Origin of the sequence: Caballeronia sp. LZ033 (assembly GCF_031451265.1) — a bacterium.
Classification (GTDB): Bacteria; Pseudomonadota; Gammaproteobacteria; order Burkholderiales; family Burkholderiaceae; genus Caballeronia.
The window spans coordinates 2536879-2553217 of record NZ_JARUXQ010000001.1; the positions used below are offsets into that span (position 1 = coordinate 2536879).

Annotated in this window: 13 protein-coding genes; 6 read left to right on the plus strand and 7 right to left on the minus strand. The window is 63.4% G+C overall.

Annotated features, from left to right (window positions below):
* Positions 1 to 397 precede the first annotated feature (397 nt).
* Positions 398 to 1798, minus strand: a complete 1401-nt coding sequence (locus tag QCE62_RS11895) for a phosphomannomutase/phosphoglucomutase (protein WP_309918020.1) — start codon at positions 1796 to 1798, stop codon at positions 398 to 400.
* Between the two features lie 527 nt (positions 1799 to 2325).
* Between QCE62_RS11895 and QCE62_RS11900 the strand changes: the two genes are divergently transcribed.
* The 5 genes from QCE62_RS11900 to QCE62_RS11920 all read left to right on the plus strand — a co-directional run bounded on the left by QCE62_RS11900 (position 2326) and on the right by QCE62_RS11920 (position 7941).
* On the plus strand, positions 2326 to 3588 hold the full coding sequence (locus tag QCE62_RS11900) for an oligosaccharide flippase family protein (RefSeq protein WP_309918024.1): 1263 nt from the start codon (positions 2326 to 2328) through the stop codon (positions 3586 to 3588).
* Complete coding sequence (locus QCE62_RS11905; RefSeq protein WP_309918027.1) at positions 3585 to 4391, plus strand: glycosyltransferase; 807 nt, start codon at positions 3585 to 3587, stop codon at positions 4389 to 4391. The genes QCE62_RS11900 and QCE62_RS11905 overlap by 4 nt, the downstream gene beginning before the upstream one ends.
* 133 nt (positions 4392 to 4524) lie before the next feature.
* The gene (locus tag QCE62_RS11910; RefSeq protein ID WP_309918029.1) at positions 4525 to 5664 is read left to right on the plus strand and encodes a glycosyltransferase family 4 protein; all 1140 of its coding nucleotides are present in this window, start codon (positions 4525 to 4527) and stop codon (positions 5662 to 5664) included.
* A 21-nt stretch (positions 5665 to 5685) separates the two neighbouring features.
* On the plus strand, positions 5686 to 6735 hold the full coding sequence (galE, locus tag QCE62_RS11915) for a UDP-glucose 4-epimerase GalE (RefSeq protein WP_409017833.1): 1050 nt from the start codon (positions 5686 to 5688) through the stop codon (positions 6733 to 6735).
* Positions 6736 to 6831: 96 nt separating this feature from the next.
* Entirely contained in the window at positions 6832 to 7941 is a 1110-nt protein-coding gene (locus QCE62_RS11920) for a glycosyltransferase (protein WP_309809457.1), read from the plus strand.
* Between the two features lie 66 nt (positions 7942 to 8007).
* On the opposite strand, the gene QCE62_RS11925 is transcribed toward QCE62_RS11920, so the two are convergent.
* The 5 genes from QCE62_RS11925 to QCE62_RS11945 all read right to left on the minus strand — a co-directional run bounded on the left by QCE62_RS11925 (position 8008) and on the right by QCE62_RS11945 (position 12246).
* Entirely contained in the window at positions 8008 to 8715 is a 708-nt protein-coding gene (locus QCE62_RS11925) for a dienelactone hydrolase family protein (RefSeq protein ID WP_309918032.1), read from the minus strand.
* 53 nt (positions 8716 to 8768) lie between these two features.
* Positions 8769 to 9224: a hypothetical protein gene (locus tag QCE62_RS11930; protein ID WP_309918035.1), complete on the minus strand. Its 456-nt coding sequence runs from the start codon at positions 9222 to 9224 to the stop codon at positions 8769 to 8771.
* Entirely contained in the window at positions 9221 to 9700 is a 480-nt protein-coding gene (locus QCE62_RS11935; RefSeq protein ID WP_309918039.1) for an ImmA/IrrE family metallo-endopeptidase, read from the minus strand. Before QCE62_RS11935 ends, QCE62_RS11930 begins: the two co-directional genes overlap by 4 nt.
* Positions 9701 to 9921: 221 nt before the next feature.
* Positions 9922 to 10998: a glycosyltransferase family 4 protein gene (locus QCE62_RS11940; protein ID WP_309918042.1), complete on the minus strand. Its 1077-nt coding sequence runs from the start codon at positions 10996 to 10998 to the stop codon at positions 9922 to 9924.
* The gene (locus QCE62_RS11945; protein ID WP_309918046.1) at positions 10999 to 12246 is read right to left on the minus strand and encodes an oligosaccharide flippase family protein; all 1248 of its coding nucleotides are present in this window, start codon (positions 12244 to 12246) and stop codon (positions 10999 to 11001) included.
* A 468-nt stretch (positions 12247 to 12714) separates the two neighbouring features.
* Between QCE62_RS11945 and QCE62_RS11950 the strand changes: the two genes are divergently transcribed.
* Complete coding sequence (locus QCE62_RS11950; RefSeq protein WP_309918048.1) at positions 12715 to 13887, plus strand: glycosyltransferase; 1173 nt, start codon at positions 12715 to 12717, stop codon at positions 13885 to 13887.
* A gap of 1225 nt (positions 13888 to 15112) precedes the next feature.
* Here QCE62_RS11950 and QCE62_RS11955 read toward each other — a convergent pair.
* Entirely contained in the window at positions 15113 to 16249 is a 1137-nt protein-coding gene (locus tag QCE62_RS11955; protein ID WP_309918052.1) for an acyltransferase, read from the minus strand.
* Positions 16250 to 16339: the final 90 nt, after the last annotated feature.

Consider the following 16339-nt stretch of genomic DNA (forward strand, 5'->3'; position numbering starts at 1 on the left):
CTTTCTTTGCAGCGGCAAAGAAAGTTACCCCCGCCCCGGGGAGGGGCAGTGCTAGCAGACCGACGCGAACACAGGAAGTCCATGGAAGCGCTGGCAAACACAAGCAACCCACGCGAAGGACGAGAGCGAAGACCCCCGCCCCGGGGAGGGGCAGTGCTAATAGACCGACGCGAACACAGGAAGTCCATGGAAGCGCTGGCGAACACAAAAGACTCACGCGAAGGACCAGAGCGAAGACCCCGCCCCGGGGAGGGGCAGTGCCAACAGACCGACGCGAAACCGGGAAGTCCATCGAAGCGCAGGCGAACAACAACACCAACCAAGCGCAAGCAAAAAAAACAACGGCGCGGCCCCCAAAAAGCAACCGCACCGCTGAGTCAAGCGCCGCGAAGGCGCTTTAAAACGGCAGTTGAGCGTCCGGCTTCTCCGCCAAAATCACCCGACGAAAATCCTCCTGAATGCGCTTCAGCGCCCCTTCACTATCGGCCTCGAACCGCATCACCACGACCGGCGTCGTGTTCGATGACCTCGCCAACCCGAACCCATCCGGATACTCGACGCGCAGCCCGTCGATCGTGAGCACATCATCGGCGCCCGTGAACTTCGCGTTCTCCTGCAGCTTCGAGATCAGCTGGACGTTCTCGCCCTCTTCCATCTTGATCTGCAACTCCGGCGTCGAAAGCGAGTCCGGCAGGTCGTTCAGCAGCTTGCTCGGATCCGCCACCCGCGACAGGATCTCAAGCAACCGCGCCCCCGTGTACAACCCATCATCGAAACCGTACCAGCGGTCCTTGAAAAACACATGGCCGCTCATCTCGCCCGCCAACGGCGCGCCCGTCTCACGCAGCTTCGCCTTCACGAGCGAATGGCCCGTCTTCCACATGATCGGCTCGCCGCCCTGCTCGCGCACCCACTTCGCCAGATTGCGCGTGCACTTCACGTCATAAATGATCTGCCCACCCTTGTTGCGCGACAGCACTTCCTGCGCAAACAGCATCAGTTGACGATCCGGATAAATCACCTGCCCATCCTTCGTCACGACACCCAGACGGTCGCCGTCGCCATCGAATGCAAAGCCCACTTCGGCATCGGTTTCCTTCAAGGCCTTGATCACGTCCTGCAGGTTCTCGACGTGCGCCGGATCCGGATGATGGTTCGGGAAATTGCCGTCGATGTCCGTGAACAACTCCACCAGCTCGCAGCCGAGCGCCTTGAACAGACGCGGCGCCAAGCCGCCCGCCACGCCGTTGCCCGCATCCACGACAATCTTCATCGCGCGCACCGGCTTCACATCCGACACGATGCGGTCCAGATACATCTGCTGCACGTCGAACTCGGTATAGCTGCCCTCGCCCGTCGTGAAGTCGTTGTCGACGATGCGCTTGTACAAGCCCTGGATCTGCTCGCCATAGATCGCCGCGCCGCGCAGCACCATCTTGAAACCGTTGTAGTCGGGCGGATTGTGGCTGCCCGTCACGACGATGCACGAATCCACCCGCCGCTCACCCGACGGCAAAGGCAGCGGCACGCTCGCCGCAAAATAGCCAACCGGCGTAGGCACCATGCCGACATCGATCACATCGACGCCCGCCGCGCGCAAGCCGTCCGCCAGCGCGCCGACCAGCTCCGGACCGGACAGACGGCCGTCGCGCGCGACCACGACCGAATCGCCGCCCTGCTTCCTGATCTCGCTGCCGAACGCCTGGCCGATGCTCTTCGCAACGTCGCGATCGACCGTCTTGCCAACGATGCCGCGAATGTCGTAGGCCTTGAAAATGGATTGGGATACTTGGCTCATGAGATGGCTACCTCTTGTCGATTGATGAACGAATTCTCGGCGATGCAGCCATGAGGGCATGCAGGTCGTGACGTTGGCCGCCGTCACGGCGCCCACGCCGCGCAGACGACCGCCCGATGACGCGATGACGTGATGACGTGTCGAATTCTGCTTATGCGTCTGTTAAACCCATACGACTGAAACAAATGGATGCAAAGCGATATGCAAAGCGCAGCAGCACATGCAAAGGCAACACACTGAAGCCGTCCCCCGCCCGCCGACGCGGACGGACGCGCCCCGGATCGCACTTATAATCGCTGTCTTTCGGCGCTCTCGTGGCTTTCGCGTTGCGGTAAAAACCGGCGCGTTCATTCTAATCCAATGCTCAAACGCCCTATCGCCCCGATGCCCCCGAATGAAGCGCCTTCGCGCGTCATCCCACATAACGTGACGATTGAATGCTATTCGTCAGCCGATCACGCGGTTTCTGCAGCCGGACAGTCTTCGGTAGCACGCCGCGTGCCCGTGCGTGACGGGAAGCCGGCTGAATGAAGGCCCTGCTGCGTTCCGGCAATCCGGACGTCGCCCGCGCGCTGGCCAACATCGTCTGGCTCGGGCTCGAACGGCTCACGCAAATCGCCGTGGCCATCGTCATCGCGGGCGTGCTGGCGCGCTATCTCGGCCCGGACGACTTCGGCAAGTGGCAGTACGCCAACACGCTGCTGCTCGTGATCGCGCCGGTCACGTGGGTCTGCGGCGCGGAGATCCTGGTTCCGACCATCGTGCGCCGGCCGCCCGCCGACACCGGCATCGTGCTAGGCAGCGCGTTCGTGCTGCGCATGGGCGTCTCGATACTCGCGCTCATTGCAACCTGGATCTGGATCGCGGCAGGCGGCATCGACCCGACCGTCGGCCTCATGCTCGCCGGCCTCGCCGTGACGATGCTGTTCCGCGAACCGTTCATCGGCGTCGTCAACTCCTGGCTGCAAAGCCAGACCTACAGCAAGCCGCAACTGCTCGCCAGCATGCTGGCCGCGATCTTCAAGGCGGCGCTGGTCTACGCGCTCGTGCGCGTGGCGGCCGCGCCGTCGCGCTTCGGCTGGCTGTGGGCGCTCGAAGCGGCGGCCATCAGCGCGGCGCTCGTGCTGTACTACATGCGCAGGCACGGCGGCCGCCTCGGCTGGCGCTTCGACCGCGCGCTCTTCAGGCATTTCGCGAGTGCGGGCACGGTGTTCTGGCTCGGCCTCATCTGCATGTACCTGTTCCTGAAGCTCGACCGGCTGATGCTCGCGCATCGCGTGTCGTTCGCCGAACTGGGCCTGTATTCCGCCGCGCAGCAGCTTAACGAGAACTGGATCGCGCTCGCGCTGATGCTCGCGCAGACCATCGCGCCGGCCTTTGTGTACCGCGTACAGGACACGCGGCTGCTGCGGCGCAACCTGCTGCGCCTGTTCGCGATGACCGCCGCGCTGATGATCGCGGGCGCAGCCGTGCTGGACGCGCTCGGCGGTTTCATCATCGCGCGCGTGTTCGGCCCCAACTATGCCGACGCCGCCAGCCTGTTCCGCTGGGCCGTGTGGCTGTCGGTGCCGGCGGGCATCGAGGCGATCGGCAATCTGGTCGTGCTCAAATATCAGGCGAAGTACGTGCTGCTGTCGAAATGGCTGCTCGCGCTCGCGGTGGCGTTCGCGGTGAACCTGATCGCGATTCCGCGCTTCGACGGCTATGGCGCGCTGATGGGCCTGGCGGCGGGTTATGTGGCGGCGGCGGCGGTGAACTTCTATTACCTCCGTTTCCGGCTGCGCGCATGAATGCTCTTTCCGATGTGATGCTGCTGCTGCCCGCCTTCAACGGCCAGGCCGAAGTCGAGCGTACGCTCGCGTCGTTCCGCGAAACCTCGCCGGTGCGCGTGCTGATCGTCGACGACGGCAGCACCCCGCCCATCACCGCGCCCGCGCTGGCGAACATGCAGATCGAGATTCTTCGGATGCCGAGGAACGGCGGTATCGAACGCGCATTGCAGACCGGCATCGACGCGCTCGCGGCGCGCGGCGTGCGCTATGCGGCGCGCATCGACGCCGGCGATCTCGCCATGCCCGGCCGGCTCGCGAAGCAGCGCGCCTATATGGAAGCGCATCCGCGCGTCGCGGTGCTGGGCATGTGGACGCATGTCGTGTCCACCGCGGGCGCGCCGCTGTTCGACCTGAAGCCGCCGTGCGAGCCGTCCGCGCTGCGCCGCCTGATGCTGGCGCGCACCTGCTTCACGCATCCTTCGCTGATGCTGCGCGTGGACGCCGTAATCGAGGCGGGCAATTATCGGGCGCAGTACCGCGCCGCGGAGGATCTCGATCTGATCCTGCGCCTGCTGCAGCGTCACGACGGCGCCAACCTGCCCGAATTCGGCCTGTATTACGAACTCAACGAGGCCGGCATCAGCGCGACGAAACGGCGGACACAGGTGCTGTCGACCCTGCGACTGCAACTGCGCCATCTGCGGGTGATGAATCCGCTCGACTGGCTGGGCATGGTCAAAAGCGTCGCGCACCTGGCGCTGCCGTACCGTCTGCTGCGCGGCCTGAAGGCGAAACTCATGCGCTCCACGCCCGTCGCCTGAGCTTTTTTTGTCGATTTGTTTTTGAATTGTTTTGCGCTACGTTGAGTGCACGGTGAATCCGCGCGGCGCCTGTCAATCGCTTGCCACTCGATGACGCGCCGCACGATCCACGCCGCCGAACCATGACCTCCGGATGACGAAAGAAAAGTCGAGTCTTCGCATTGCCCTCGTCTGCAACACCGCATGGGCGATCTACACCTACCGGCGCGGCCTGCTGGGCATGCTGACCGCGCGCGGCGCGGAGGTGACGATCCTCGCGCCGCGCGACCGCACCTTCGAGCCGCTCGCCGAAATGGGCTGCCGCTGCGTCGAGTTGCCGGTGGCATCGAAAGGCACCGATCCGCGCCAGGACCTGAAGACCCTCGCCGCGCTGTACCGTGCCTATCGGACGACGCGCCCGCACATCGTGTTTCACTACACGATCAAGCCGAACATCTACGGCTCGCTGGCCGCGATGCTCGCCCGCGTGCCGTCGATTGCGGTCACGACGGGTCTCGGCTACGTGTTCATCCAGAAGAGCCGCACGGCGCAGGTCGCGAAACAGCTCTACCGCCTGGCGTTCCGCTTCCCGCGCGAGATCTGGTTCCTGAATCAGGACGACCATGCGGCTTTCGTGCAGGAAAAGCTGCTGGCGCATCCGGATCGTGCGCGGCGGCTGCATGGAGAAGGCGTCGATCTCGACGAATTCGCACTGACTCCGCTGCCCGCCCGCGAGGAATTCGTCTTCATCCTGATCGGGCGGCTGCTGTGGGACAAGGGCGTGGCCGAATACGTGGAAGCCGCGCGGCGCCTGAAGGCACGCTTTGCGCACGTGCGCTTCCAGTTGCTCGGGCCGGTCGGCGTCGACAATCCGAGCGCGATCAGCCGCACGGACGTGGCGCAATGGGAAGCCGAGAATATCGTCGAGTACCTGGGCGAAGCGCACGACGTGCGTCCGCTCATCGCCGCGGCGGACTGCGTCGTGCTGCCGTCGTACCGGGAAGGCGTGCCGCGCACGCTGATGGAAGCCTCGGCGATGGGCCGCCCGATCGTCGCCACCGACGTGCCGGGCTGCCGCGAAGTAGTCGAGCACGGCGTGACCGGGCTGCTTTGCGAAGTGAAGAGCGCGAACAGCCTGGCCCAGGCACTCGAGCGCATGCTGACGCTGCCCGCCGCCGAACGCGCGGCGATGGCGCAGCGCGGACGCGCGAAGGTGGCCCGTGAATTCGACGAGAAGAATGTCGTCGAACGCTACAAGGGCACAATACATGCCATCACCGGCATTTCACTCTGATTCGAGTTATTTGGAGAGCGCATGATGAATGGCAAGCAGTCGCTGAACAACGCGACCCAGGGCACGATTCTCGTCACCGGCGGGGCAGGCTTTATCGGCACGCACACCTGCGTCGAACTGCTCGACGCGGGCTATGACGTGGCGGTCATCGACAATCTCGTGAACAGCCGTGCCGAATCGCTGCAGCGCGTGGAGCAGATCACCGGCAAGCGGGTGGCGTTCTATCAGGAAGATTCCCGCGATGAAGCCGCGCTCGAACGCATCTTCGACGCGCACGACATCACCGGCGCCATCCACTTCGCGGCGCTGAAGGCCGTGGGCGAGTCCGTGGCGAAGCCGGTCGAGTACTACGCAAACAATGTGGGCAGCCTGCTGGCCGTGCTCAAGGTGATGAAGACGCGCAACGTGCGCAACTTCGTGTTCAGTTCGTCCGCGACCGTTTATGGCGTGCCGAAAAGCGTGCCGATCGACGAAAGCTTCCCGCTCTCGGCGACCAATCCCTACGGCCAGTCGAAGCTCATCGCCGAGCAGATCCTGCGCGATCTCGAAGTCTCGGACCCGTCATGGCGGATCGCCACGCTGCGCTATTTCAATCCGGTGGGTGCGCACGAAAGCGGCTTGATCGGCGAGGATCCGGCGGGCGTACCGAACAACCTGATGCCGTTCGTGGCGCAGGTCGCCGTGGGCAAGCTGGAGCGGCTGCGCGTGTTCGGCAGCGACTACGAGACCCACGACGGCACCGGCGTGCGTGATTACATTCACGTCGTGGATTTGGCGCGCGGGCATATCGCGGCCATCGACGCGCTGCGCCGCCTCGACCGCAGTTTCGTCGTGAACCTGGGGACGGGCCAGGGCTACAGCGTGCTCGATGTCGTGAAGGCGTTCGAGGCGGCGTCCGGCAAGCCGGTGCCCTACGAACTGGTGCCGCGTCGTCCGGGCGATATCGCCGCGTGTTACGCCGACCCCGCCGCCGCCGCCGAGTTGATCGGCTGGCGCGCGCAGCATGGCATCGAACGCATGTGCGAGGATCACTGGCGCTGGCAGTCGCAGAATCCGCGCGGTTTTGCTTGAGGGTTCGCCAGGAGCGTGGCTCCGGGCATCGCGCTCCGGATCGTCCCTGCCGATAAGGTACGATGCGGGGCGCAACCCCTCCTCCGGTTCATCTTCATGCTCAGTTTCGCACTTGCCTTCCTGATTTCGCTGCTGGTGACGCTGTTCATCGTGCGCTTCGCCCATCTTCAGGAAGGCGTGCTCGGCGATACCGACCTCGCCGGCGTGCAGAAATTTCATGCGTATCCGGTGCCGCGTATCGGCGGCGTCGGCATCCTGTGCGGACTGACCGCTTCCGCCGTGCAGTTGCGCTGGGGTTATCCGGCTGTGTCGGGCGGCATCCTCGGCATCATTGCGTGCGGCATGCCGGCGTTCCTGTCCGGGCTCGTCGAGGACCTGACCAAGCGCGTGTCGCCGCTGGTGCGACTGCTGTGCACGATGGCCGCCGCCGGACTGGCGTACGCGTTTCTCGACATTGCCGTGACGCGCATCAGCGTGCCGCCGCTCGATTTCGTGCTTTCCTACGCGGTCGTTTCCTGCGCGGTAACGGTGCTCGCGGTCGCGGCGCTCGCCAATGCGGTGAACATCATCGACGGCTTCAACGGCCTCGCCTCGATGGTCACCTTCATGATGTTCGCCTCGCTCGCCTATGTGGCGTTCCAGGTGCACGATCCGGTGGTGCTGTCGGGCTCGCTCATCATGATGGGCGCGGTGATGGGCTTCTTCATCTGGAACTTCCCGGCCGGGCTGATCTTTCTCGGCGACGGCGGCGCCTACTTCGTCGGCTTCATGCTCGGCGAGCTCGCCATCATGCTCGTGATGCGCAACCGCGATGTTTCGGCCTGGTATCCGGTACTGCTGTTCATGTACCCGATCTTCGAAACCTGTTTCTCGATCTATCGCAAGAAATTCATTCGCGGCATCTCGCCGGGCATTCCGGATGGCGTACATCTGCACATGCTCGTCTACAAGCGTCTGATGCGCTGGGCCGTCGGCGTCAAGAACGCGCACGAACTGACGCGCCGCAATTCGCTCACCTCGCCGTACCTCTGGCTGCTGTGCCTGATCGCCGTGATTCCGGCGACGCTCTTCTGGCGGCATACGTTGCACCTGTTCTGCTTCGTCGTGGTGTTCGCGGCGACCTATGTGTGGCTGTATGTGAGCATCGTGCGCTTCAAGTCGCCCCGCTGGCTGGTGTTTCGACGGCCGCATACGGTGAAGAAATGAACTCGAATGGATGAACGCGCGCCGCCCTGCTCCGGGCGGCGTTTTTTCTGGCGCATCCGACGCGCGTCATTTCAGGTGCTGCGCGAAGAACGCAAAGGTGCGGCCGTTGGCGAGCTGCGCGGCGGCGGCATCGTAATGCACGCCCTGGTTGCGCGCGAACGCATGATGACAGCCGGGATAGGTGAACGCCTCGATGTTCGCCTGTCCCTGTACGGCAGCAAGCACGCGGTTGCGCGCATCCGCCGGAATGAATTCATCCGCTTCGGCGAGATGCAGCAGCAGCGGAACGCGTATCTTCGGCACTTCGCCGAGATGCTGGTCTGTGCCGCCGCCGTAGTACGCGACCGCGGCGTCGACGTCCGTGCGCGCCGCCGTCAGGAAGGACAATAGCCCGCCGAGACAGAAGCCGACCGCGCCGATCTTTCCCCGCACCTGCGGCAGCCCGCGCGCGAAGCCGATGGTCGCGGCAATGTCCTCGACGCCCGTGTTCAGATCGAACGCGTTGTAGTACTTCATGGCCTGCTGCCATTCGGCTTCGGTGCGATCCGTCAGAACGACATTGGGTTCGAGGCGCCAGAACAGGTCGGGGCACAACGCGACGTACCCTTGGCGCGCGTATTCGTCGCAGGTTTCGCGCATGTCGCCGTTGATGCCGAAGATTTCCTGGATGACGATGACTGCCGGTGCGGACGCCTGCGCGGAAGTCGAGGCCGGACAGGCGACGTAGGCGTCGAAGTTGCCGTCAGGGGTGGAGATGCTGAGCATGTCGGACATGAAAGTCTCCTGTGCGAAGTGGAAATGGATGGTGCAATGCGCGGCAAGGTTGGTCAGGTTGCGGGTCTGCTGCGGTTCAGGTACTGCTTGAGAAGGTCGGCCAGTTCCTTGAGCAGGGCTTGCCAGAGGGTGGGTGACGCAGGTTCGTCGTCGCTGGAGGCGTCCCGGAACACGAAGCGAACGAGCGCGAGCAACGGCAAGACGACCGAAGCAGACATCACGATCATGGGCGTGAGAAGGAATACGCTCAAGGCAGGATCCGCTCGAAAACTCTCATGGAGTTTCATGCCGAATGACGCAGTCCACGCCACGAACAAGGTTGCCAGCGTGGCGATCAGTCCCGCCACACCGTAGAAAGAAAACGCTCTGAGCTGACGATACTGCTTTCGATCAGCAATTTCCTCTTCAATGAGCGCGGGATGCGCCGCCGCCCGCTTCTTGAGCTCAGGCGGCGGTATGGTGAGATCCGAGGTTTCATCGCGCTCGGCCACGACAGGAAGACGATTCATATGCGTGCTCGTTTGATCCATCCAAGTTGCTTCAGACGAAGCTTCATCGCAAGTTCGCTGACTTCGAAAGCATCGGTCAGGCGATGAAAGTTGGTGATGTTCCGCTTCTGGATAAGGATGTTGAGCGCAAACCCGGGTACGAGCATTTCCAGCGCGAAGCGATTGGCCTGGTTCTCGATTTCGTCCAGCTGATACAGTGAAAACTGGCGTGAGGCACACGTGAAATGCGTGCCGTGCTCCAGCGCCAGATGTCCCAGATGGTGCGCAACGACAAAACGCTGCCTCAGCTCCGGGGCATCGCCATTGACGACAATGCGCGGCTGTCCGTCAACGAATTCGAAGCGCCCGTACACGGCGCCCATGTCCGGTTCACGCTGCACAGTCACGTTCTCGGATCGGGCAATAGCAAAAGTGTCGACGGGCAATTTCCCGTCCCAATGCTTCGCAAGCATGTAACGCGCGATTCTTTTCAGCATGTTTCCTTTCCCTTCATCATCCCTTCCCGTAACAGATACTTCGCCATCCTTGGCGAATTGGCGATGCAGTCTATCATCGGCTTTTGCGCGTCTCTACGCACCTAGTCCGAATGGCTGGCGTCATGAAGAAGAAAAGGAAGTGGCGCGCGTCGAGGGCATCGATAACCCCTGACGAAAGGGCAGAAAGGAAACCGCGTTAGAAGCCGAAAGGCAACAAGGAATCAGACCGCCGCCGCGCGCAGCGGCCGCGTGACCTCGCGTGCGACGGCAAGATAACGCGCTGCCGTATCGGCGAGCGTGAGCCCCGGCAGCGGCCGATGCGAACGCGGTTCGGCCAGTGCGCGCACGAGGGCTTCGGCGTAGGCCTGGGTATCGTCGGGATCGCACAGATGCACGCCGGGCAGATCGGCGGCGAAACCGAACGGCCGGATGGTGCTGGCCACCACCGGCAGTCCCGAGGCGAGCGCCTCGAGAAACGCGATGCTGTGCCCTTCCGAGCGCGACGGCATCGCAAACACGCTGGAAGAAAACAGCAGGTCGGCGACATCCGTGCGCGGCCCTTGCAGGCTGACGCGGTCCGCCAGCCCGAGCTTGTCGATCAGATCGCCCACTGCCGCGTGATAGGCCGGATCCTCAATCACGCCGCACAGCAGCAGCCGCGCGGCGGGCACCCGTTCGACGACCTGGCGGAACGCATGCACCGTCGAGAGCTGGTTCTTGACCGACGTATAGCGCCCGATCTGCACGATTTGCGCCGTCTCCGGCGCCTGGGTGCGCGTGCGCATGCCGAAGCGCGACATGTCGACGCCATTCGGGATCAGCGTCATCGACGGATGGCGGCCCACGGCGCCGACGTAATCGTCGATGTTGTTCGGCGACACCGCGATCACCGCGCGCGCCCGGTGCGACAGCAGGCGTTCGACGCTGCGGAACATCGAGCGCTCGAAGTCGTTGGCGGCCGAATGCATCACATACACGACGGGCACCGCGAGCGGCAGCGCGCGCGCATAGAACGCGGGAATGGTCGCGTGAGCGAACAGCACGTCGGCGCGATAGTTGCGGATGGTGCGGTACAGGTTCCACAGCTTGCCGACGCGGCCGTGCCTGCGCTCCGGAAACAGACATTGCACCCCGCCGGCAACGAGTTCCGCCCTGAGCGCCATGAAATCCTCGTGCGCTGGCATCAGCGAAGCGACCGCGACGGTTTCGCCCCCCTTCTGCTGATGAATCGCGAGATCTTTCGCCAGGACTTCGGCACCCGACAGGCGCGGCGTCAGCACGAGGTGGACTATGCGCATTCACGCCTCCCGCATGATTCGGAACAGCATCCAGCTCGCGGCCGCGCCGAGCCCCAGCGTCATGGCCCAGGCAATGCCCGTCACGCCCCACAGATGCGTCGCGACCGGCACGGTCACGCACAGCACGATGGCCTGCAGAATCGACGCATGCGTCGCGACCTTCGGCAGTCCGGCTGCACGCAGCCACGACACCAGCACGGCGATGATCGCGCCGATCGCCATGTTGATGGCGAAGATCCTGAAGAGCGGCACGGCGGACAGCCACGCCGGGCCGAGCACGAAGTTGAAGAGCGGCTCGGCGGCCCAGCGCAGCACGATGACGAACAGCGCCAGCCCGAGCGCCGCGAGCAGCAGATAGCGGCGGAACAGCTTGCGCGCGGCCTGCACGTCGCGCCGGTGATGTTCGGAGAAGGTGGGAAACAGGTATTGCGACATCGCGATGGCGGCATCGGCGAGCAGCATCTGCGCGAGTTTCGAGGACATCTGGTACGCGCCCAGCTGGACCGGGCCGAGCAGCTTGGCGACGACCACCTTGTCGAACTGGTTGAGCAGCAGGTTGACCACGCTGCCCGCCCAGATCCAGCGGCTGAAATTCACGTAATGGCCGATTCCCGCGAAGGAGAAGCGCAGCGGCGGGCGCGGCGACATGCTGGTCCAGGTGAGCGCGGTCTTGAGCAGCTCGCCGGCGACCAGCCCGATCAGCACGGAATACGCGCCCGCGCCGGACAGCGCGCATACGAGGCCGATGGCGCAGTCGGTGAACGCGGCCGAGGTTTCGACGCCCGCCAGCTTCTGGAAGCCGCGCTGGCGGGTGACGACGAAATACGCCGGAGAGGCGATGCCGCGCAGCAGCGGCAGCACGGCGGCGAGCAGGATCAGTCCGACGGAACCGCTCAGATGAAACTGACTGCTCATGAACGGTGCGAGGGCGGCGAGCAGCAGGCCGATCGCCAGGCCGCGCATGGCGAGGGTGGTCCAGACGGCGCCGAGTTCGCTGTGGGTGGGCGCGTCGCGTCCTTGCACGACGGCCTGGGCAAGACCGGTATCGGAGAGCGATTCGGCGATGGCGACGGCGAGCAGCGCGATGCTGACGGCGCCGATGGCTTCCGGCCCGAGGATCCGGCCGATGGCGAGAAACTTGATGGCCACGAACCCGCGCACGACGACTTGCTGGAGCAGCACCCAGAACGCCGCATCGTGCTCGAAACGCGCGCGTGCCGGAAGAAAAGGAAGCCGGACCGATCTCACTCGAATTCCCCGCGCAGCTGAGATTTCAATTCGTGGCGCCGCGATATGTCGGTATCGCGTGCGGACCACCTTGCGAGCCGTTGCATTGCCTTGTCCGGACGGCGATGCGAGCGCGGCCACGCTTCTTTTCAGGCGACTGTGGCAAAAGTATCGTGCGCCGTGCCGCGACGGACGCCAACGCGTAGTCGAAATCGGCCCGAAATGGGTAGCAATGCGGATTGCGGGCGCGTCGCGGTTGCGAAGGGTGTTTTGGACGCTGCTCGGGGCATGCGGACGGCACGCAGAGGGCACGCAGAGGGCACGCAGAGGGCACGCAGAGGGCACGCGGATAAACGCTCACATATGGCGTCCGATGACGTGCGGCCGGTGCTAGTGTTGATTCGTCGGCGCAATCGACGGAGGTCGGCAGCGTTGTCCTGTCCGCTTCACGCGTGACCCACGTGCACAGAGACCGCAAGGGCCCCTGCGATGACCGAAAGCGTCTTCATCATCGAACCTGACTTCAGCGGCCACCGCTGGCGTTATGCCGAATGGGCAGCGAACGCGTACATGGAAGCGGGATTCCGATGTGCGATCGTGACGGACCCGTGCAACGAAGACCATCCGCTGGCGCGCAGGATTCGCGAGGCGGCGCCGTCCGGTCTCGACATCGTGTTCGTCGCGCCACCTGCGCGAAGCGGCGCGCTGGCCTCGAAGATGGGTTATGTCCGGATGCACCGGCAGTTCCGGCACATGTACGACGAAGCGAGCCGTGAGCGGCGGGCGGCGCTGGTCGTCGTGCCTTATGTCGATTACTTCCTGCTTGCGCTGCCGTTCCTGGGATCGCCGTTTGGCGCGACGCCGTGGGTGGGCATCACGATGCGCTCGAACTTTCATCATCACCGTGTGGGCGTGCGTGCGCCGCGCCGGCCTTTGGTCAATGCGGTCAAGGGGACGCTGTTCGCACGCGCGATCCGGGCGGGCGGCATGAAGACCTTGCTGACGATCGACCCGACCTTGCCGGACTGGTGGAAGCGCCGGTCGCATGCGGCAGGCGCGAGCATCGGCTATCTGGCTGATCCCTTTCCGGATGCGCGCGCCGCCGATCCGGCTGCCGCCCGTGCGCGGCTGGGGCTGTCGGACGGCACGCATGTGCTGGTGTACGGGGCGATCAACGATCGCAAGGGCGTGTTCGAGTTGATCGAGGCGTTGGGGCGGCGGGCGAGTGGATCGCATGGGCCGACGCTGGTGATTGCGGGGTCGCAGGATGTGGAGACGCGCGCCCGGCTGAGTGCGGCGCTGGCGGCGCTGACACCGGCGCCGGTGGTGTTCGACCGCTTCATTTCGAGCGAGGAGGAACTTGATCTGTTCTCGGCTTGCGATGTGGTGTGGCTGGGGTACAAGGGGCATTACGGGATGAGCGGCGTGCTGGTGCAGGCATATCGCTTCGGGAAGCCGGTCGTGGCGACGGCGGATGGACTGATTGGATGGTTCTGCCGGACCGGGGAGCTTGGACCCGTGGTCGAGGATCTGGCGGTTGCGTCGATCAACCGGGCACTCGATGATGTCCTCGCGACGAGGGGCCGGCCGCAGGTGGCCGGGCATCTGTTGGAGCGCAACACACTTGCGCAGTTTAAGGAGACTTTGAGGCAGGCGGTTTGAAGGTTTTCTGCTTGCGCTTGTTGTCGTTCGTTGTTCGCTTGCGCTTCGATGAACTTCCCGTTTTCGCGTCGGTCTATGCGCGCTGCCCCTCCCCGGGGCGGGATTCTGCGCGCTGGTCCTTCGTGTGTGTCTTTTGTGTTCGCCTGCGCTTCGATGGACTTCCCGCATTCGCGTCGGTGTATCAGCACTGCCCCTCCCCGGGGCGGGGGTAACTTTCTTTGCCGCTGCAAAGAAAGTCACCAAAGAAAGCAGCTTTCTTACCGCCCAGCGTCATCCTATGGGCGCAGCACAGAATCATGTTTCTGGCCCAGCACTAGCGAGTGCCCTTGTAGACCTAACCGGGCGTGGATCGCGGACCCACTGTGACATCGCACCATTGAACAAACTGGTACAGCCATTGAAAGCGCCGGCTCAGCGCTACGCGCTGCCGAAGGGTGTACACGGGAAACCAACGAGCGATTTGCGCGGTGAGATGGATTTGCCGGATAACAAGTCACGCGCGGACCTTTTTGACCGGACAGCAGCGCGCAGGAATCGAGACATGTAACACGTGTGTCAGGACATGGGTAACCTTCGGACCAATGACTCGTCCCGAGTCGATCATGAGTGGATTAGCAGCCTCGCGCATCTGAGCGGAGAGCGACACAAACTTGCTGTGTTACCTATGTCCTGACACACCTGTTACCCATGTCCTGAATCTACGCACGCCGATCGATACACCGGGTTCACGCGTGCACGCTCATCGGGCCATCTATCTCACCGCGCAAACCACTAGTTGGTGTCCCTTGCATACCCTTCGGCAGCGCGTAGCGCTGGGCCGGAACTTTCAGGTGCTGCACCAGTTCGTTGAACGGCAGTTTGTCCCAGTGGGTCCGCGATCCACGCCCGGTTAGGCCTATGAGGGCACTCTCTACTGCCGGGCCAGAAACATGGTTCTGTGTCGTGCCGCTAGATGACGCTGGGCGAGAAAAAAAGCTGCTTTCTTTGGTGACTTTCTTTGCAGCAGCAAAGAAAGTTACCCCCGCCCCGGGGAGGGGCAGTGCCAATAGACCGACGCGAAAGCGGGAAGTCCATGGAAGCGCTGGCGAACACAAAAGACTCACGTAAAGGACGAGAGCGCAGAATCCCGCCCCGGGGAGCGGCAATGCTAATAAACCGACGCGAATACAGGAAGCCCATAGAAGCGCAGGCGAACAACAACCAAGCGCACCGCAATGAAAACCGATCAAGCCTGCCTCCCCCCCACAAGATCAACCTCAACCTTCCTGCGAGCGGGAAACCACGCATCCCTGATGCGAAGAAAGGGAAACTCGACGGCCCGCGTCGTCACATACCCGACCACGATGGCGATAGCAAACTGCGCCCCCATGATGGCGAACCAGGCCGGAACAGCTGGCAGATGCAACGCCGCAGCCTTGCGAATCAGCATATCCCCGGGTGCGAGTGCAAGCGAGTGCCACAGATAGATGCCATACGAATAAACGCCGATCCACCCGATCACCCGATACACCTTCGACATCCGCCAGGAACCAGAATATTCGAGCGTCAGCACAATCAACGCACAGAACCCGACAGCCTGAACCGTGTACCCGATACTCTGATCCAGCGCGACATCGCGCGTCCCGAACACGAGCCAGAGCACGACCCCCACAACCATCGCGATCAACATCCGCTTGCGCCGCGCAATCGCCTGATACACCGCCGGCTTCATCCAGTAAAGCGCCGCGAGCATCACCCCGAACAACAGGCTGTCGATACGGTACTGCGTATAAAAAAACGTCCCCTGCAGATCCCCGCGATACACCGCGACACTGCGCGCAACGAGCACAACGAGACACAAGGTCCCGAGCACGCCAAGCAACGCATCCACCCGCGTACGCCAGCGCGCCAGCACGATCAACAACACCGGCAGGAACAGATAAAAATGCTCCTCGACCGCAAGACTCCAGGTCTGCGCAATCGACGACCCGAAGTAGTTCTGCATATGCGTGAGGTTCTGCACGAGAAAGGTATTCGCCGGATGCCGCCCGACAATCACATGGAACAGGATCAGCACGTAATACGCCGGCCAGATCTTGAAGATCCGCCGCACAATGAAGCGCCCCGCGTCGATGCGCCCCTGCTGCGCATACTGCTTGAGCAACAGCCCGCCCACCAGAAACCCCGACAACGTGAAGAACAGATTGACGCCCTCGTGACCGAAGTTCTTCAGCGGAAACTCGATCGCCGCAATGAACGCGCTGCCCGTCGGATACGAATGAAAGTGATACCCCATCACAGCGATGATCGCGAGCCCCCGGATGAAATCCAGTTCGATCGACCGGCTGGGTCCCTGCATGCGTGTCGCGCCGAACAAGCCCATGCTCTACCCCGTCTGCGAAGGTCGTTTATCGTCATCGAATCGCGCGCGTGCAACCGCGCCGCCGCAAACCGGCTCCGGCTTATCAATCTT